The following is a 19432-nucleotide window of genomic DNA, read 5'->3' as shown; positions in this document are numbered from 1 at the left end:
ACCACCTAAATAGATAGAAAGTAGAAATAGGTAGTGCACCATGCAATCAGGAAAGAGTGTTTTTCAACCAGGTCAAAACTGTTGGGTAAAGAGCCAGGCTCGTTTCTCCACGCCTCTTATAGATTGCGGAAACTATTACAAAGCCTTGCATAGTTCGATTGTCAAAGCTCAGCACAGTATTTTTATTGTAGGTTGGGATATCGATAGTCGAATTCGATTGTTGAGAGGTGAAGATGAAGCTAATAGCGAAGCACCTAGTGTAATTAGTGACCTGCTAAAATGGAAAGCTGAGCAAAACCCCAACATTAAAATTTACTTGTTGCGTTGGGATTCATCATTAGCCTTTTTTGCACAACGAGAGATGTGGGCTAAAGAAGTATGGGAAGAGAAAACCCCAGATAACGTACAAACTGAGCTGGACGATACCATACCGATGGGCGGTAGCCAGCATCAGAAAATAGTGGTTATCGACGATGAACTCGTATTTTCAGGCGGAATGGACGTGTCGACCAATCGCTGGGATACGCGAGAGCACCCTGTAGTTTCAGAAGAAAGAGATGGGCCTGACGGTGAGTATGGTCCATTACATGATGTGCAAATGGTTTCAAGCGGCCCTGTCGTTGCTGATTTTTCACAACTTGTTAGGTGGAGATGGCAGCGCGTGGCAGAAGAATCCCCTATCGATATTCGTGAAGAGGCACGTATTGATGAAGATTCACCGCTACCTGATGCGTGGCCTGAGGACTTTCCCCCGCTTTTCGAAAATGTAGAGTGTGCGCTTGCTCGAACCATTCCATTTATGGATGAAGCAGAGCCGGCTCAGGAAGTACGCCACATGTTGCTCGATCTCATTGGCGAAGCAGAATCCGTTATCTATATTGAAAACCAATTTACTACTCGCCAAGAAATTGCTGAAGCACTCAATAAACAATTAAAGCTAAAACCCAATCTGTCTGTCATTATTGTTAGTTCATACGAGCCGAAAGGTAAATTTGAATGTGAGGCTTTTTGGGCGAGTCGAATTGAATTTAAAGCAATTTTGGAAAAGGGAATCGACCCGAAACGAGTAAAGCTTACCTACTCTTCAATAGAAGACATGCAGGGTCGAAAAGCGTACAAACGCATTCACTCTAAAGTGATGACAATTGATAACAAGTACCTCGTTATTGGCTCTTCAAACCTAAGTAATCGTTCAATGACCTTAGATACAGAGATTGATACGGTTTTATTTGGTAACAACGCAGAAAATCAGTCTTGCATAGAACAGGTGAGAAATGACTTGCTTGCAGAGCATACTGGTCGTGATATCACGGTAATGCCCGGCATATTCAATAATGAATATCCTGTTGAGGCGCTGATGCAAGACCAGATAGCTCACGGCTATGTACTTACCGAAGTGCGCGATGAAGTGTTTACTGAGCATTCAGTGAAAAATGTGTTTCGCGCATTGTCAGACCCAGAAGAACCGCTTATTTCTGTACCTACTTTAGATGGCGCTGCTTTGCCAGCACGCAACCCAAGACGTCGCAGCATAATGATCTTAATTGGGGTCGCTATCATTGCAGTGCTTGGTGGATTAATGTTCTGGGCCAGCCAATCCATTCCATGGTTAAGTTCAGACAGCATTAATGCTTTTTTAGAGAAGAGTAGAGGCACATACTTCGCACTTCCCACGGTATTGTTAGTGTATGTAGTTGGCGGAGTATTATTTTTCCCAGTGACAGTATTGTCACTTGCGGTGGCAGCCATCTTTGGCCCTATATGGGGGCCAATATACGGCATTATGGGAGCGCTGATGAGTTCAGCGATCATGTTTGGTATCGGAAAGCTCTCCGGTAACGCTGGTTTAAGAAAGATAGGCGGGCCTAAGGTTGCTGCGGTCGATGAAAAACTGAAGCGAAGCGGTATAGTTGGCGTAGCCGCTATCCGAATGCTACCGATTGCACCATTCAGTTTGGTAAATTTGGTGGCTGGCATTTCGTCTATCGGCATTTTCCAGTTTTTAGTAGGTACATTCTTAGGTATGTTCCCACCGATGATCGCTAAAGGCCTTGTTGGCGATTCAATTGCACAAATTTGGCAAAACCCTTCCGTTGAAACTATTAGCTACCTTGTGGGCGGAATAATCCTGTGGGGTTTAATGATTTGGGGCTCGCAAAAGTTCGCCCGCTATTATCAGAGCAGAAAAGAAGCAAACGGTGACGCGACACAAAGTAGTAACGATACCAAAGATGAGGGTGAAAAATGTGCCGCATAGTGACTTACAATATTCATAGTGGGGTGGGCAGAGACAAGCAGCACGACTACAAACGCATAGGGCAGTTTCTAGCAAACAGTGGTGCGGACGTGGTACTGCTTCAAGAAATGGACACTCGTCCTGGTGAACGTGATACAGCTCAGGACATTAAAGACATATGCGCTAACAATACGTTCAAACTGATCCCCTCGCCAGCCATAAGAGAGTCAAATGGTTGGTACGGAAATGCAATATTAACTCGATTTGACGTTTTAAAACACGATACTGTGGACGTAAGTCAGAAAGGACGACAGCCAAGAAATGTGCAAATTGTCGAATTGAAGACTGAAAAAACTCCTCTGACGGTGGTGAATACTCACAAAGGTCTAAAAAAGTTAGAGCGTCGTTCGCAGTTCTCCATGCTTCACGAGCACCTTTCACAGCGTTTGAAAGAGAGAAAAACCCCCCTGTTTCTGGCAGGAGATTTCAATGAATGGCAGTTTTTCTCTAAAGCATTTAAAGCATTAAACCAGTTGCTATCACAACAAAAAATTGGCGCCACATTTCCCAGTCATTTTCCGGTGTTTTCTTTAGACCGAGTTTGGGTCACAGAGGATATCGAAGTAAAGTCGTGCAGAAAGCTTAAAAATGCGAAAACTAGGGTGTTTTCAGATCATCTACCTGTGCTGGTTGATATTGCTTTGCCTGAGTCATAAAGCTGCTTGTGCTTGTTAGCGCCTTTATGGTGGTAAGCCTCGTGTTACGCTGATTTCGCTACAAAGGAAGATGCGGCAAACTCCAGTGTGCCGCACCAGTGGTTTAATGCGTTCTCTTGCGCGACGACTTTTCGAATAATATCGATAATTTTTCCGTAATCGTGCGCAGATTTTTTCTGTTTGTTTGTTGCCGCCAGCACGGTTCTATGCATTTCAGGCTGAGTAATTTTAAGTGTTGATACCAGCCCTGACTCCTTTAAATGGAAAATCGCCGAAGTAGGTAGAATCATCACTCCCTCCCCCTGCATGACCTGCCTTAACCCGGTCATAAGCTGCCCAGAATAAGCGAGATCATGCTTTAAACTCACTCCTGTGGCTTTTTCATAATCGGCAATAAGCTGGCCTAGAGCATCTTTATTTCCTGGCGACAGAAGAGGCAGCTCACTTATCTCCCAAAATTTTATGATGGATTTTTCTCGAAGCTTGGCATATTGGGGGTAGGCTGACGAAGCGGTGAAAACAAGGTGCAGCTCCTCTTGAATTAGCGGTGTTACACTCATAAATTTAGGTTCTATTGCCTGCTGGTAAGTCAACGCAATATCCACCTGCTTAGAATCGAGCCAGTCGTTGATTGTGTATGAAGGCCCAGTGCTGATTTCTACTTTTAAATTTTTATGATTCTTCGTAATCTCAGTTAATAGCGGCAGTGAAAGTACGTTTCCAATAGAGGGAAGCATGCCTATTTTTATCACCTTTTGCTGCCCAACATGAAACGCCTCTAACGCTGTTTTCACGTTGTCAATTTCACCCATTATTTTTTCTGCGTGCTTGTAAAACACTTCTCCTGCGGGTGTTAAGCTAACTCCTGAAAAGCTTCTTTCTAACAGCCTCGCTTTTACTTCCCGTTCTAGACTCGCTAGCTGCTGACTAATAGCAGGTTGGGCAATATCCAGAGCGCGAGCCGCTGCAGCTATACTGCCTTTTCGCACCGTAGTAATGAAGTAATGTAGCTGTTTAGAGTGCACTAGATCCCCTCTTGAACATGGCTGAGTTTGAAACGCATTGAATTGCCGTTGAAACAATCTCTTATGAAGGCAGCAAGGTATATGCCATTCCATTAGGTTATATGCAGCGAAAATGTAAAATATGAAGGCCATTCTTGAATTAAAAAAATCTCATATAAGATACTACTTAAGTCTAATATCAAGAAAATCGCGAGCTTCGAGATGGCTCAATATTTTTTTTATACCCCTGAATATTCTTCTTTCTTCCACCAGCGGCAAAGAGTTTTTAGCCTAGTTCCTGTACACGAGTTACACAATAACAATTACAAGATGCCTCTGCATCAAAGTGGTGCTCGTGCGTGCCTAGAAAGAGTGCAAGTTCTAACAACGCGCATTCATAAATTAAGTAGCAATAAGCACGATTGGGAACACTAATGAATCAAAAGAAACTCCACACTGCAGTACGTTACGCACTTACCGGATTAACTCTCTTCACCACCTCAATGCTTGTGCAGGCACAAGAAACAAGTGAAGAAACCACAGAAGCTAAAGACCTTGAACGTATAGCCGTTGTTGGCGCACGAGGCGCGCCGCGGTCAGTAACAAGTTCACCTGTTCCCGTTGATGTGTTAACCGCAGAAGACGTAGAAGCCGTTGCGTTCACTGATATGAACAATGTGCTAATGACCCTAGTACCGTCGTACTCGGTTGGCAGACAACCCATTTCAGACGGTGGAACCTTCATTCGTCCGGCAACGCTTAGAGGTATGCCGACAGATAAAACCTTAGTATTGGTAAATTCAAAACGTCGCCATAGAGCAGCACTTGTTTCAATAGGTGGTTCCGGCACACAAGGGCCAGACATTGCCACAATACCTACCGCAGCTATCCAAAGTGTAGAGGTATTGCGTGACGGTGCAGCAGCTCAGTATGGCTCGGATGCAATCGCAGGTGTAATCAACTTCCAGCTTAAAAACAATACAGAAGGTGGCTCTTTCACTATCGACTATGGCACTTACTATGAAGGTGATGGAGACCAAATAACAGTTACAGGAAACAAAGGCTTCGCTCTTGGTGATGATGGCTTCTTCAGCATATCAGCTGAATATTCAGATAGTGAAGCGACATTTAGAGGGGAACAATATTGTGAGTCGTGGTTCTGTGTAGACGAGCAGTCAGACCAATACATCGCAGATGCAACAGCCATGGCCAACAGTGTTCACGGCTCAGATGTGGTACAACCTTGGGGCCAACCTAATACCAGCGGAAAACGGGTGTTTTTTAACGCGGGTTACGCGCTGAGCGCTGAAGCAGAGTTATACGCTTTTGGTAACTACTCTGAAAGTGAAGGCGACGGCTCTTTCTATTATCGTTATCCGGGTAACGGCACTATCGAAGACATTCGTCTTGAAGACGGCTCTATTTGGAATCCAACAGAATTCTTCCCGGGTGGCTTCACTCCACGCTTCTTCGGAGATGTCACTGATTACTCTTTGGTAGGTGGCATAAAAGGTATGTCTGGCGACCTTACCTACGATATCAGTGGTCGCTACGGGAATAATGAAATCTCTTATACTCTAGCGAATACTATCAACCCTTCTCTTGGTAACGAATCACCCACGTCGTTCGAGCCAGGCGACCTAACTAACGAAGAAACGCAATTACAAGCTGACTTCACCTACGACCTAAGCGGTTACGTTCTTGCCTTCGGTGCAAGTTATCTAGATGAGTCATATGAAATTTCTGAAGGTGAAGAAAGCTCATATTTTGCAGGTCCTTATGCTACTTCTGATCCCTATGGATTCTGTGATGGAACCACTGCTACCGCTGCCGGTTTAGCCGTTATCGCGAACGGTTCAACCTTAAATTGCGCAGACCCAGATGACGCTGTTTATACCGTGGTAGGTGTAGGCTCCAATGGTTTCCCAGGTTATTCACCTGACTACTCAGGCTCATACGAGCGTGACTCATATGCGGTATACACAGATATTTCGGGTGACATTACTGACGAGCTATTCGCACAAGCAGCATTGCGCTATGAAGACTACTCAGATTTCGGTTCTGAGGTGGTGTACAAGGTCGCGGCGTTTTACCAATTGAACGACGATGTAGGCTTTAGATCTTCATTTGGTACTGGCTTCCGCGCCCCCACTCCTGGTCAGCAGGGTACGACTAACGTATCTACACGATTACCTAATGGTTTCCCAGTGGCAACGGGCTTATTCCCAGCGGGCGGTGAAGTAGCACAAGCACTGGGAGCAGAAGAGCTTTCGCCCGAAAAGTCGACCAACTTTACCTTAGGTATGACGGCTAACTACGGTGATGTAACCCTTACCGTCGATTACTACAATATTAAACTTGAGGACCGCTTATATTCTGTATCAACGCGCGATGTATCAACAACCGTTGTTACAGACCCAGATGCTGAAGGTTACGATGCTTACCAAAATTACTTAGCTCTTGCGGGAGCAAACGTTTCAGGCGCTGAGTCAATTGGTGGGGTATTCTTCTTCCAAAACGCATTTGATACCGTTACTGAAGGTTTGGACGTAGTTGCTACCTACAAGATGGAATCTAAATATGGCTCAACCATATTAACTGGCTCTGTCAACTACAATAAAACAGAGTTCGATTCAGACGCTAGCGAGTTCCTAGACCCTGAAGACCGGTTCGATTTTGAGAATAGTACACCCGAAATGCGCGGAGTTTTCTCGGTCACTCATAGCTACGACGTATGGTCTGCAGTTGCTCGTTTAAGCTATTACGGCGAGTACGAAAACGCAGGGAGTGATGACGGAGAGAATGTAAACTTAGACAGTATTCAAACCTTCGGCGACGAGTTTATGTTTGATATTGAGGGCTCGTATCTCATCAATGAGAACCTCACTTTGTCAGTAGGTATTAGAAATCTATTCGATAACTACCCGGATGTAAGCACTAACGGCGACGCTTGTTGTGGTCAAGTCTACGATTCGGGGTCAATTGTCGATTGGCAGGGTGGGTACTATTACACACGCCTAGCCGCCCGCTTTTAATAGAGGTTAACGCACACCGGCTTAGGCCGGTGTTTGCCTATTTAACTAACGGAATATAAGTAAAAATTTAAAGGTCATTCAATGTTTAAAGCTGTATTGTGTGGAGCAAAAAGTCGATGGAAATAGAACTACTGTGGTTTGTAGTTACCTTATGTATAACTGGCGCCATTGCTGGTATCACCGCAGGCCTTTTCGGTAATGGTGGGGGTTTTGTTGTGGTCCCTGCACTGCTCGCCGTTTTTCCTTTCTTTACCCCTCCCTCTGAAGCACTAGTGAAAGTTGCAATAGGCACATCGTTAGCATCAATTGTGGTTTCCAGTGCCCGTTCGGTTATGGCCCATCGAGCCAAAGGCGCGGTAGATTTTGAAATCCTTAAATCTTGGAGTATTTGGCTCATTCTTGGCGTTGGTGGAGGGTTATTAATTGCCAACAACTCTAGCGCAAATGGCTTAACGGTAGTATTCGCTGCCGGTGTATTGCTTTATTCGGTGTATTTTCTTTTCCCAGAATTTGTTGTGCGCCCAGGTCTTGTATTCGATATGCCTAGAGGCATAGGCAAAGCAGTTTTAGCCTTTGTTCTTGGTGGCTTCTCTGCACTACTTGGTATAGGTGGCGGAACTCCTACGGTCATCACCATGGTGATGTGTCAACGCACTATACAACAAGCCGTGGCAACTGCCGCAGGTGTGGGGTTCTTAATCGGCTTACCTGGGGCCATCGGCTTCTTATTTATGAAACATCCAGACACGGCCTCTCTCCCCGTTGGCACTATAGGGTATATCAACATTCCAGCGCTTATTGCTATTAGTATAGGGGCAATTTTTACCGCACCTATCGGAGCGAAGATGGCGCATAACTTTAGCGAGAAAAAGCTAAAGCGATTGTTTGGCATTTATCTCGTCATTGTCTCTAGCGCAATGTTCTATAAAGCCATGTAAAATAAAAGGAGAATCTTTGTGAGTTATAACCGTTCAAGACGTTTATTTTTAGGTGGCTCGGTAGCAGCTTCTGCAATAGGTGCGACTGGTTTGAGTCATCTAGTCAGCGCTCAAACCACGAGTGCAGCCGCAAGTGAAGCGGCATCAGTTATCTATGGCCCAAAACCTGGCGTAGCGAAATTAAATGCTAATGAAAACCCTTTTGGACCTAGTCCACAAGCCTTAAAAGCCATTGCTCAAGCTTCGGCTCAGGGAGGTGCTTATTACGCTTATCCAGCTGCAATGACATTGTTAGATATGATAGCGGAGCGTCATGGTATTACCCGTAAAAATATCTCGTTGAGTGCTGGGTCGAGTCCAATTTTGTCCTACGCCGCCCTAGCCGCCAGCAAAAATGGAAAGATCCTTGGGCCGGACCTGTTTTGGGATACCACGTCTAAAGCACCAGAAAAGCAAGGTGCACCAGAAATAGTCAGAATAGCCAATACAGCAGATCTCGGTATTGACCTTGACGCCATGTATGCTGCCATTGATGACTCAATTGGCATGGTACATATCTGTAACCCTAACAATCCGACAGGCAAAGTACTTGACCCAAATAAACTTCGCGAATTCTGTATAAAAGCCTCTAAGAAAACGCTGGTTCTGGTGGATGAGGCCTATAACGAACTTATCGATGAGCCGCCAAAACATTCTATGATCCCGCTTGTAAAGGCCGGGCATAATGTCATTGTAGCAAGAACCTTCTCAAAAATTTATGGCTTAGCAGGTATGCGCGTAGGCTACTTAATCGCGTCAGAGGAAAATACCGAGTGGATTAATCGCTACGGTATGGGCGGTTACACATTGAATCAAGCGGGCCTTGCAGCCGCAATTGCAAGCTACAATGACGACGCTTTTTTAGCGTTTTCGAAAGAGAAAATCTATGAGGGTAAATCCATGGTTATGGATGCTGTTAAAGCGAATGGTTTGACAGCCCTCCCCTCAAGTACTAACTTTATTTTTGTTAATTTGGGTGACGGCAACGCCGACTATTTCCGCCAAGCTATGGCTGAAAAAGATATACTTATACGAGGCATTTACCGCACCTATAATAATTGGTCTCGAGTGAGCATGGGCAAAATTGCTGACGTTAAACGTTATGTTGATGCTATGCCTGCCGCTTTAGAAAAGATGCAGTTAATGCAAAAGGGTTAGATATTGACGGCGTGTATCAGGACCGATCCACGCCCATCTTGGCTTCCCAACCATTCCATCCCCCACAACCTATCAATTCAACTAAAAGTCTAATACGCACAAAAGTCACCTTTGTCATATACTCAAATCAGTTAACAAGCAGGTAGAGCATGACTACAACAATAATTTTTAGAGGTATTGTTGCAGTAACGCAAAAGTTGCACATACTTTACTAAAAAGGCACCACATTGAATGCCGCTCAAGGAGGCTGTAAATGTCACTTTCTGTACTAGTTGCTGATGATTCCAAGCTGTCGAGGCGCAGCGTTATTCGCTCGCTCCCTCAAGATTTGGAGTACGACATAACCGAGGCAACAAACGGACAAGAAGCGATAAATTCACTTTCCGAAAGCGAATTTGCACTCATTCTTTTAGACCTTACCATGCCTGAAGTAGATGGCGTTGGAGTGCTAGAGTTTTTGCACGCAAGACCTAACATGCCAAACGTGATCGTAATAAGCGCTGATTTTCAGCCTGAAAAACAGAAGATTGTTATGTCGCTTGGTGCTAAGCGCTTTCTTCGTAAGCCTTTAGATAAAGAAGAGCTTGCCATGGCATTGTTTGAGCTGGGGTATTTATGAGTATTGTACTACCACTGGATGAAGAGCAAAGAGACGCCCTTCAAGAGCTGCTGAATATTTCAATGGGGCAAGCTGCAAACTCACTTGCTCAATTAATAGAAACTAAAATCGATATTTCTATACCTAAAATTTCAGCTGTTACCCCTACTCAGCTCTACAGTCTTTTGTTTGAAACTGAAGATGCTTTCTACACTCGTCAGTCTTTTTTGGGCGATGTACACGGTGAAGTCATGTCTGTGCTATCTCAAGCTGGGTTGAGTGAGGTCGCTACGTTGATGGATTACGACGAACCGTTGAGCAAGGAAGACATTCAAGAAATTATTTTAGAGCTTTGCAATATTTTAGCTGGCGCTTGTTTAGCAGGCCTTTCTGAACAGTTGGAACTCACTACCAACCTAAATATGCCAACATTGTTTTTACCCGACAAAGCAAACTTCGATGAGCTACAGTGGCAGCACAGCTTAGTAATGGAAGTTCAGTTTGTTATTGCTATCTCGTCGTTCAGTATGCGCGTGGTTTTTTGCCTAGACGATGAATCTCTTGCACGCATGAAAAACACATTGGATGAGTTACTCGCATAATGTTTGAACAACTGGTAGGTAAATTGCCTGTCGGAATTGGAATAGTTGATGAGAACTTCAACGTCGTTTACCTGAACGACTTCTTTTTAGATCGCCTTCCTCACAATATGCGCGACTGCTACAAAGAAACGCCTGTGGTTGAATTGTTTCAAGGCCAAGGCAAATTTCTCAAACGAAGACTGAAATCAGTATTTGTGCTGCAGCATCCCAGCTTTAGCTATTGGGAGCAACGACCACATATCTTCCCCTTCAAAAGCTCTCGCCCCATAACCGGTGAAGAAACCCAGATGTACCAGAATATGGAGATTTTGCCCATTAAAGACAAAAAAACAGGGCAAAAGCTGGCGTGTATTTTTCTGCAAGATGTTACCGCCCAGGCGAGTTACTTTAGAGCTCAGCAAAAGCTTTCCGAAGCGCTAAAAAAAGAACACGAAGCGCAAAGGAAGCTAATTCGCAAGCTGGATACCGCGCAAAGCCAGCTTATTCAAGCTGAGAAAATGGCCTCCACCGGGCAGCTCGCAGCAGGTATCGCTCACGAAATTAATAACCCTATCGGTTTTGTGAACGCTAATCTCAATACCCTAGGGCAATATGCTTCACACCTTATTGCGATATGCGATGGCGTTCAAGGACAACTTGAACTCTTCACCGACGAGCTTAAAGAGCAGGTCGACGCACTGTTTGAGTCTAATCACTACGACTTGTTGAAGGACGATATTACTGAGCTCATCGCCGAGTCTACTGACGGTCTTACCCGTGTAAAAGATATTGTCGAAAACCTTAAAAACTTTTCGCTGGAGACCACTGAAGGCGTGCAGATAGTTGATATCTGCGCCGTGTGTCACCAGTTGATAACGCTTATTTCCGCCCAGTACAGCGCGCCTCAGTATAAGTTTGAATGTAAGCATGAGAAAGTGGAAGTAATGGGGAACCCTGGGCCGCTGAAGCAGGCGCTTATGAACGTCATGATAAATGCAGCGCAGGCCATAGAAGATAAGGGTTTCATTAAGCTTACGGTTATCGATTCCCCCCAGTTGGTGACTATTAAAATACTGGACTCGGGTTGCGGTATTCCTACAAAACATCTCAAGCGCGTTTTTGAACCCTTCTTTACTACAAAGCCCGAAGGGCAAGGCCAAGGACTGGGCCTTTCTGTAGCTTACACTGCTATAGAACAACATCAGGGTAAAATATCGATTAGCAGTAAAGAAGCAAAAGGAACCGTAGTAGAAATTACTATACCCAAACAGCCCATCGCTGCGGCATCTACTGACGAAGGTAGTGAGAAGAACGAAGCGGAAAACCCTCAAACGGCCTAGAAACCGTTACTCTTTGTGCGCAGTACAGAGCGGACAATAGATAACCCTTACTCAGTTTATATGCTTTATGAATGAACTAACAAGCCAGCTTTTTTTCTTCACAGGCTCTAAATGTATACACCCCCTTGCTGTCTAGCGTTCGCGAAATAACCTCTTGGTTAAGCAAGTAATTAAGATGTGACAAGCACTCTGCAACGGCAAAAACCATGTTACGACTCGAGAGCTTGCGCTTAAACATAACCGGCAGTAGCTCTACGACCGTTTGAGGTTGTTCGCACGCTTTTAATAGTGCTTTTAAGTGCTCGTGATGATGGGCAATAAGCGCATCTACCCGCTCATGCAGACCGATAAAGGGAAGCTTGTGGGCCGGTAACACTGTTGTATCTTTTGGCAAGCTTTTAAATTGCGGCAGAGTACTGAGGTAATCGCCTAGGGTGTTGGCGTCAGGCTCTGTTGAATAGGCGCCAATGTTAGGGGTGATTATCGGCAAAATATGATCGCCTGAAATGAGTATATTTTTTTGTGCATTATAGAGGCAGGCGTGCTCGGGAGAGTGGCCGCGCCCAATGATGATTTGCCACTCATTATCACCAAGCGCTAGCGTCATGCCATGTTTTAGACGGGTGTAGCTAATGGGTAGTGGTGAAACAACGCTGCTATAGCCATTGCCCTCGCCAGAAGTAAGTGCTGCGATCATGGATCCATCTAACCCTGCTCGCTGGTAATACTGCACATCCCGTTCGTTAGTAGCGCCATTTCTCCCTGCAGAAAACGCCCGGGCGGTAAAATACTCGGTTTGAGACATATAAAAGGGGACTTTATATGTATCGGCTATCCAGCCCGCTAACCCCACATGGTCTGGGTGCAAGTGCGTAACAATAACACCAACAATCGGCCCGTCTATTTGCTTAAATATTCGCTCCCAAAGCGCCTTGGTGGTTGACGTTCCTATGCCAGTATCAATGACCACCCAGCCTCCTTCGCCGCGGATCAAATATAAATTTATGTGGTCAAGTTCAAATGGAAGCGGCATTGTTAACCAAAGCACACCATCGGCCACTTCTATAAGCTCGCCCGGCTCTACCTGTTTATCGAATAGATATTCCATATCGCCCTCACCTTATCTAACTTGCACTATTGTCGTTCTAACTCGCCCAGCTTACAAAAACAAACATATCTGCCGAATAGAGATCTATATGAGTTGGTGATAACAAACGTTATACTAAGCCTGCTGCAGTTTCTCGCGTACTGTTGTAGCGCGCTTTTTAGCGACTTAATGCTAATAGTTGAATGGATATGAGCATTGCGAGCTTATACAACGCAAACGCCTATGAGGCGATTTAAAGAAACAATAACTTTTAGAAAACCGGTCAGTAAATTAGATTCATGTCAGCCTCAACAATACAGCAAGGGTTTATACTCAATAAAAGTACGTTTACCCGGCGAGGCAAGGTGTATGTTGAGTTGTGGGTTAAAACGCCTGGTAATACCGTTAGGTTAATTTCTTCACCCCAAAACCCCACGTGCTTTGTATCAATCGATCACGCAAATGATTTACGCAAAATAGCCGAAAGTATTCCAGCAAAGATCAGTATTTCAGAGGACGGATTTCACACATTGGAGCAAGTGCCTGTTGCAACGGTGAAAACTGCAACTGAGTCGCACATGCACCTGCTTCGCCAGCATGCCCAGCAACGCAGTGTTGTATTATACGAAGCCGATATTCGCGTTGCCGATCGCTATTTAATGGAGCGCTTTGTGTATGGCGCAGTGGAATTTCTGGCCCCGCAAAATTTCGATAATTCCTCAGAGGTCGTTATAGAAAATGCGCAAGTCAGACCCTGTCAATTCAGAACCACGTTTACATCGCTAAGCATAGACATCGAATGCAATGAGCATGAAGAACTCTTTAGCATTGCGTTAGCTGGCGAAGGACTTAACGTTGTGCTGCTTTTATCCCCGCCACGTTTTGTTGGGCAATCATTGCAAGGAGAAAAAAGCAGCGCATATGAACTTATCACCGTTGAGTCCGAAAAGGCGCTGCTAGAGGCATTTTTTTCGTATCTGACATCTTACGACCCAGATATTATTTTAGGCTGGAACGTTAAGCAGTTCGATATGGCGGTACTTGAACGCCGCGCAAAGGCGAATTCGCTTAATTATGCCATTGGCCGCCACGGCCGAGAAGCTTCCGTAAGACAGTGGGAAGATCAGACCCTTGTTGATGTGCCAGGACGATGCGTGATTGATGGTATCGAGGCGTTAAAAACAATGACCTATCAATTTGAGTCGTTCTCGCTCGATCACGTTTCTGAAGAACTGCTTGGTGAGAATAAGCTTATTCAAGCTGCCGACAAACTTGAAGCGATCAAACATCTTTATCATAGCGACCCCGTTGCACTCGCTAACTATAACTTTAAAGACACGGAACTGGTCAACCGCATTCAGGATAAAACCCAATTTATCGATTTTTTGGCGCTGCGTAGTATTCTTACAGGCTTAGATATGAGCCGCCCCGGCGGTTCAGTGGCCGCGTTTTTAAATGTGTATTTACCCAAGCTACACCGCAAATCTTATGTAGCGGGAGTAAGACCTGAAAATGGAGGTTTGGCTAGTCCTGGTGGTTATGTGATGCGTTCGCAACCTGGCTTATATAAAGACGTTCTAGTCCTCGATTTTAAAAGCCTTTACCCTTCCATTATCCGCACATTTAAAATCGATCCGTTAGGACTTGCAGAGGGGCTTAAATCTCCTGATAAGGCAATAGAAGGATTTAAAGGTGCAGTATTTAGTCGCGAGTCTCATTTTCTACCTTCCATCATTGAAAACCTATGGCTTCAGCGCGACGAGGCCAAAAAACAGAAAGACGCACCGCGCTCTCAGGCCATCAAAATTTTAATGAATTCCTTCTATGGTGTCCTTGGTAGCGGTGGTTGCCCCTTTTACGATCCTCGCCTGGCTAGCTCTATCACTTTGCGGGGTCATGAGATCATGCAAACTACAGCGGGTTGGATTGAAGAACTTGGCTACACGGTTATTTACGGCGATACCGACTCAACATTTGTTCATGTAGAAGGGAATAATGCACTGGGTTCGCCCTCAGAAACTGGACGCAAGCTTGCTAGCATTATTAATAAGAAGTGGACTGAGTTACTAAAAAGTCAATTCGACATTGATTGCCACCTAGAAATTGAGTTTGAATCTCACTTTTCTACGTTCTTTATGCCAACTATCCGAGGTTCTTCTGAGGGCAGCAAAAAACGTTACGCTGGAATGAAAGGTGGTGAACTTGTCTTCAAAGGCTTAGAGAATGTCCGTTCTGATTGGACGGTGCTTGCTAAAACCTTTCAGTACGAGCTATATAAAAAAGTGTTTACCGGACAGCCTGTCGAAGACTACATAAATAGCACCATAGCCGCTATAAAAGCAGGTGAAATGGACCACGCTTTGATCTATAAAAAGCGGCTTCGAAAGCCTTTATCATCTTATACAAAGTCACTACCTCCTCACGTAAAAGCAGCCCGCTTAGCAGACGAGCAATATAAAGAACAAGGGTTACCTCTTCGCTACCAGTCTAATACTACCATTGCCTACGTCATCACAGTGCAAGGCCCTCAAACTGTCGAAACAGCCGCAGCTCCCCTTCTATATGACCATTATATCGAAAAACAAATTCAACCCATTGCAGATAGCATCTTGCCCCTTATCGGCCTAAGTTTTGAGACGATTGCAAACGACCAGCTTTCATTGTTTTAAAGTCATTAACGGGGGCTTATCTAAATATGAGGTCGCTTCATTTTGATGCATGAAGATCTTGCAAACACTGCGACAATTTAACATAGCAATAACATTGATTTCGTTACCTAAGCTTTTAATTAATATAAAAATCAATTGGTTATGCATTGGCATATTCAATGAATAATAAACTATGTAAGTCATTAACTGTGTTAGGTTGCGACTTCTTTCCAACCGACACCTATATTGAGATCTGTGGACCTAGTGGTTCGGGCAATTGAGCGCCCAAGGTCACTGTAAAAGCCAGAAGGAATTTGATTATGAAGATCACAAAACTAAGTATGATTACCAGTGCTATTGTTGCTGCAACACTTTCTGCTTCAGCAGTAGCAGGCCACCACGAAGAGAAGATTTCGATGGGGTTTAACGCTATGGATAAAGATGGAAACGGCTATATTGTCGGTTCTGAATCTTCTGGCGTTATTGACAGTAAGCTTCGTGCAAAAATGGATACCGATGGCGATAGCATGATTAGTCGTGTTGAATTCAACAAGTTTGTTGATGAAAAACCTTCGATGTTTAGCGACGACATTATCACTCAGGTGAAAACGGAAGGCACCAACGACGCGTTGCTTTCGGAAAAAGGTAATCCTGAACTGTTCTCTAAAACTGACGGTGAGATTATTTCAGAGAAGAATAAAGAGCTTCGCACTGAGATGTCAGCTACCGCCGATAACAAGTTTACTAAAATTGATGTAGACAGCGACGGTAAGCTTACAGCCGAAGAGCTAAAGGTTGCGCATGTAGAAGGTGACTTTGAGATGATGGATGAAAATGGCGATTCTTACGTTACTCGCATGGAGTATCGAGCGTATTTTGAAGGTATTGAATCTGAATAACCTACCATCGGTCATTGGGTAAATAGTTTTTTATAGAGCCTCCTTAGTCGGAGGCTTTTTTATATCGTATAAATCAAATTTTCTCTCTAAGCATTAGTGACATCCCCATTCAGTCTTAACTCTTTCATCAGGCTTTACGACGAATAACACAAATTCATCGTTGGATAGCGCCATATACGACTAACATCTTGTCGACAAAACTCAATTGCAACAATATTGTTAATAAATATTGAATTAATTGTTTTGTTCGTTGCGTATGTAGCATTCACTACAACTCAATTCATTGAATAAATGGAATCAACAATTGTGGTGGCAACGCCATTATTTACATATATATCAGATGCGTACGCGCATGGAGGCAAAATGTGATGGAATCAAAACCTAAAATTACCTCGGTCCCCCCTCTTTACAAAAGTGAGTTTTCAGGCCCTGATGACGCTGAACTAACGTCGCTCACAATTGGCCAATATTTCAAAAAAGTTGTCGACAATTACGGCAATAACACAGCAATAATTGTAAAGCACCAAGATGTTAGCTGGACTTATCAGCAGTATTGGCATGAAGTGGAGTGCGTAGCTTGTGGCTTACTTGCAAACGGTGTAGCACCTGGGGATCGTGTTGGTATTTGGTCCCCAAACAATATCGAATGGTCTATCGTGCAAATGGCGACAGCTCGAATAGGGGCGATCATGGTATGCCTTAATCCTGCCTATCGTCCTGATGAATTAGCATTCGCTATTAATAACGTAGCCGTAAAATACTTAGTCATGGCGCAGTCATTCAAGCAGTCAAACTACGTCGCCATGTTGAAAGAGCTTGCGCCCAAAATAGACGAGAATGAGGATATCGCCTCAAGTACTGCTCTATCGCTTAATAAGTTACCTTCTCTTAAGTATGTATACACAATTGGAGATAAGCCAGTAGACGGATTACAGGCTTTTTCTGCATTGCGAATAGAACCAACGGAAGCGCTTCAATCTCAGTTGGAGGCCATTGAATCGAAACTTAGTGCGGATGATAACATCAATATTCAGTTTACCTCCGGCACCACAGGAAATCCTAAAGGCGCCACGTTAACGCACCGAAATATTCTAAACAACGGTTTATTAGTGTCACAAGCAATGAGGTTCACACACAAAGACAAACTTTGTATTCCCGTACCGCTTTACCATTGTTTCGGAATGGTATTAGGCAACTTAGTTTGCTTAGCGTCGGGGGCATGTGCAGTATTTCCTGGGGAGTCTTTCGATCCCGAACAAACGCTTCGCACAGTAGAAGAAGAAAAGTGCACCGGATTACATGGTGTACCAACCATGTTTATTGCCGAGCTCGAACTATCCAACTTTAAGAGCTTTGATCTATCAACACTAAGAACCGGCGTTATGGCAGGTAGTACCTGTCCAGAAGAGCTAATGCGAAAGGTACATAGTGAATTTCATATGACCGAAGTTGTCATTGGCTATGGCCAGACAGAGTGCAGCCCTATCAATCATATTACTGATATTGACTCTCCATTTGAAAAACAGGTCAAAACAGTGGGGCGGGCCATGCCCCATACAGAAGTTAAGATCATAGATGCCCAAGGCAATACGGTGGCTATTGGCGAACCGGGTGAGATTTGTGCAAGAGGCTACTGTGTTATGAAAGGTTATTGGGGCGATGAAGCCAAGACAAAAGCCACCATAGACGACGAAGGTTGGCTTCATTCTGGCGACTTAGGAGAAATGGACGAAGAAGGTTATGTCACAATAGTTGGCAGAATAAAGGACATGATCATTCGCGGTGGCGAAAATATTTATCCACGGGAAATTGAGGAAGTCTTATATCAACACGAGGATGTGTCTGACGCCGCAGTATTTGGCATCCCAGACAACAAATATGGCGAGCAGGTTTGTCTATGGATTAAAGCAAAAGAAAACCGACATATCGATGAAGAGCAAATACGCGACTTCCTGAAATCTAAGCTTGCTTACTTTAAAGTACCCAAATACATCAGCGTTGTGAAAGAGTACCCCATGACAGTAACAGGCAAGCTTCAGAAGTTTAAAATGCGCGAACACATGATAGAAACGCTGAAAAAGCAAGCCCTACAAACACAAGCATAACCCCCGAATAATGGGGTCAGAGTACATTTCAAAGATTGGGGTCAGAGTACTTTTTCAAAGATTGGGGTCAGAGTACTTTTTTAACCATAACGCTTTAAAGTACTCTGATTCTACCTTCTCACTTCAAAGTCTTGCACCTAAGCTACAGTCTGAACCTATCTACCGTATCGTTAAACTGTTTCTTACATGCTCTAAAGAGATAAAAGCCCGTGTTGTTTAGCTAGGCAACAATAATGGGGTGATGGGGATTAATGTACTCTGACCCCATTATTTTTCTTTCTGCAGAAAGCAAAAAACCCGCCGTTAGGCGGGTTTTTCTTAATGGGACCTGGCAGTGTCCTACTCTCACATGGGGAAGCCCCACACTACCATCGGCGCTAATACGTTTCACTTCTGAGTTCGGAATGGAGTCAGGTGGTACCGTATCGCTATGGCTGCCAGGAAAAACTTTTAGTGCAGAATCATGATGCTTTTTATCATGACTTCTGCGCAAGGAGGACCAACAGTACTCTCAGGAGCATGTTTAATCATCGTTGCTTTATAACTAACAAATCGGAAAACTGGATATCAATTCAATCAGTGAGTAACTACTTTTCACTCTACTTGCTGCTCATTTTTCAGAGCTTAGCTTGTCTACAACACTCAGAAACCTAAAGCTTCTTGGGCGTTGTATGGTTAAGCCTCTCGGGCAATTAGTACAGGTTAGCTTAACGCCTTACAACGCTTCCACACCCTGCCTATCAACGTCATCGTCTATAACAACCCTTCCAGACCTTAAAGGTCAGGGATGACTCATCTTTGGGCCGGCTTCCCGCTTAGATGCTTTCAGCGGTTATCCGTTCCGAACATAGCTACCGGGCAATGCCATTGGCATGACAACCCGAACACCAGCGGTTCGTCCACTCCGGTCCTCTCGTACTAGGAGCAGCTCCCATCAATCATCCAACGCCCACACCAGATAGGGACCGAACTGTCTCACGACGTTCTAAACCCAGCTCGCGTACCACTTTAAATGGCGAACAGCCATACCCTTGGGACCGACTTCAGC

Annotated in this window: 13 protein-coding genes and 2 rRNA genes; 11 read left to right on the top strand and 4 right to left on the bottom strand. The window is 44.4% G+C overall.

Going from position 1 to position 19432, the window contains the following annotated elements; all coding sequences use genetic code 11:
* Positions 1 to 40 precede the first annotated feature (40 nt).
* Positions 41 to 2257 (top strand): VTT domain-containing protein, encoded by a 2217-nt coding sequence (locus E5672_RS08135; protein WP_136781744.1) that lies wholly within the window; start codon positions 41 to 43, stop codon positions 2255 to 2257.
* Positions 2245 to 2952, top strand: coding sequence for an endonuclease/exonuclease/phosphatase family protein (locus E5672_RS08130; RefSeq protein ID WP_167483137.1), 708 nt, complete (start codon positions 2245 to 2247; stop codon positions 2950 to 2952). The genes E5672_RS08135 and E5672_RS08130 overlap by 13 nt, the downstream gene beginning before the upstream one ends.
* Positions 2953 to 2996: 44 nt before the next feature.
* Here the strand turns inward: E5672_RS08130 and E5672_RS08125 are convergent, their stop codons facing one another.
* On the bottom strand, positions 2997 to 3977 hold the full coding sequence (locus tag E5672_RS08125) for a LysR family transcriptional regulator (RefSeq protein WP_136781742.1): 981 nt from the start codon (positions 3975 to 3977) through the stop codon (positions 2997 to 2999).
* A gap of 413 nt (positions 3978 to 4390) precedes the next feature.
* Here E5672_RS08125 and E5672_RS08120 point away from each other — a divergent pair, with 413 nt between their 5' ends.
* The 6 genes from E5672_RS08120 (at position 4391) to E5672_RS08095 (ending at position 11645) form a co-directional block, all read left to right on the top strand.
* Entirely contained in the window at positions 4391 to 6991 is a 2601-nt protein-coding gene (locus tag E5672_RS08120) for a TonB-dependent receptor plug domain-containing protein (protein WP_136781741.1), read from the top strand.
* 116 nt (positions 6992 to 7107) lie between these two features.
* Entirely contained in the window at positions 7108 to 7929 is an 822-nt protein-coding gene (locus tag E5672_RS08115; RefSeq protein WP_136781740.1) for a sulfite exporter TauE/SafE family protein, read from the top strand.
* A gap of 18 nt (positions 7930 to 7947) precedes the next feature.
* The gene (locus E5672_RS08110; RefSeq protein WP_136781739.1) at positions 7948 to 9126 is read left to right on the top strand and encodes a pyridoxal phosphate-dependent aminotransferase; all 1179 of its coding nucleotides are present in this window, start codon (positions 7948 to 7950) and stop codon (positions 9124 to 9126) included.
* Between the two features lie 253 nt (positions 9127 to 9379).
* On the top strand, positions 9380 to 9745 hold the full coding sequence (locus E5672_RS08105; RefSeq protein ID WP_136781738.1) for a response regulator: 366 nt from the start codon (positions 9380 to 9382) through the stop codon (positions 9743 to 9745).
* A complete protein-coding gene (locus E5672_RS08100; protein ID WP_136781737.1) occupies positions 9742 to 10326 on the top strand; it encodes a chemotaxis protein CheX in 585 nt (194 codons plus the stop codon). The genes E5672_RS08105 and E5672_RS08100 overlap by 4 nt, the downstream gene beginning before the upstream one ends.
* Positions 10326 to 11645, top strand: a complete 1320-nt coding sequence (locus E5672_RS08095) for a sensor histidine kinase (protein WP_136781736.1) — start codon at positions 10326 to 10328, stop codon at positions 11643 to 11645. The genes E5672_RS08100 and E5672_RS08095 overlap by 1 nt, the downstream gene beginning before the upstream one ends.
* A gap of 76 nt (positions 11646 to 11721) precedes the next feature.
* Here E5672_RS08095 and E5672_RS08090 read toward each other — a convergent pair whose 3' ends face one another.
* Positions 11722 to 12753, bottom strand: a complete 1032-nt coding sequence (locus E5672_RS08090) for an MBL fold metallo-hydrolase (protein WP_136781735.1) — start codon at positions 12751 to 12753, stop codon at positions 11722 to 11724.
* Between the two features lie 278 nt (positions 12754 to 13031).
* On the opposite strand from E5672_RS08090, the gene E5672_RS08085 reads away from it, so the two are divergent.
* From E5672_RS08085 to E5672_RS08075, 3 genes are all read left to right on the top strand, one after another.
* Positions 13032 to 15401: a DNA polymerase II gene (locus E5672_RS08085; RefSeq protein ID WP_276606287.1), complete on the top strand. Its 2370-nt coding sequence runs from the start codon at positions 13032 to 13034 to the stop codon at positions 15399 to 15401.
* A gap of 299 nt (positions 15402 to 15700) precedes the next feature.
* Entirely contained in the window at positions 15701 to 16279 is a 579-nt protein-coding gene (locus tag E5672_RS08080) for an EF-hand domain-containing protein (protein ID WP_136781734.1), read from the top strand.
* A 368-nt stretch (positions 16280 to 16647) separates the two neighbouring features.
* A complete protein-coding gene (locus E5672_RS08075) occupies positions 16648 to 18384 on the top strand; it encodes an AMP-binding protein (RefSeq protein WP_167483136.1) in 1737 nt (578 codons plus the stop codon).
* A 326-nt stretch (positions 18385 to 18710) separates the two neighbouring features.
* Here the strand turns inward: E5672_RS08075 and rrf are convergent.
* Positions 18711 to 18826: ribosomal RNA gene (gene rrf, locus E5672_RS08070) — 5S ribosomal RNA — on the bottom strand.
* 229 nt (positions 18827 to 19055) lie between these two features.
* Positions 19056 to 19432, bottom strand: a 23S ribosomal RNA gene (locus tag E5672_RS08065); the annotation flags it as partial.

It is taken from the genome of Alteromonas portus, assembly GCF_005117025.1.
GTDB classification, from domain to species: domain Bacteria; phylum Pseudomonadota; class Gammaproteobacteria; order Enterobacterales; family Alteromonadaceae; genus Alteromonas; species Alteromonas portus.
This window is presented reverse-complemented; position numbering and strand designations above follow the sequence as displayed.

Coding starts and splice junctions, on each gene's coding strand:
- E5672_RS08135 (WP_136781744.1), top strand. CDS start 41: ATGCAATCAGGAAAGAGTGTTTTTCAACCAGGTCAAAACTGTTGGGTA.
- E5672_RS08130 (WP_167483137.1), top strand. CDS start 2,245: ATGTGCCGCATAGTGACTTACAATATTCATAGTGGGGTGGGCAGAGAC.
- E5672_RS08120 (WP_136781741.1), top strand. CDS start 4,391: ATGAATCAAAAGAAACTCCACACTGCAGTACGTTACGCACTTACCGGA.
- E5672_RS08115 (WP_136781740.1), top strand. CDS start 7,108: ATGGAAATAGAACTACTGTGGTTTGTAGTTACCTTATGTATAACTGGC.
- E5672_RS08105 (WP_136781738.1), top strand. CDS start 9,380: ATGTCACTTTCTGTACTAGTTGCTGATGATTCCAAGCTGTCGAGGCGC.
- E5672_RS08100 (WP_136781737.1), top strand. CDS start 9,742: ATGAGTATTGTACTACCACTGGATGAAGAGCAAAGAGACGCCCTTCAA.
- E5672_RS08095 (WP_136781736.1), top strand. CDS start 10,326: ATGTTTGAACAACTGGTAGGTAAATTGCCTGTCGGAATTGGAATAGTT.
- E5672_RS08090 (WP_136781735.1), bottom strand. CDS start 12,753: ATGGAATATCTATTCGATAAACAGGTAGAGCCGGGCGAGCTTATAGAA.
- E5672_RS08085 (WP_276606287.1), top strand. CDS start 13,032: ATGTCAGCCTCAACAATACAGCAAGGGTTTATACTCAATAAAAGTACG.
- E5672_RS08080 (WP_136781734.1), top strand. CDS start 15,701: ATGAAGATCACAAAACTAAGTATGATTACCAGTGCTATTGTTGCTGCA.
- E5672_RS08075 (WP_167483136.1), top strand. CDS start 16,648: ATGGAATCAAAACCTAAAATTACCTCGGTCCCCCCTCTTTACAAAAGT.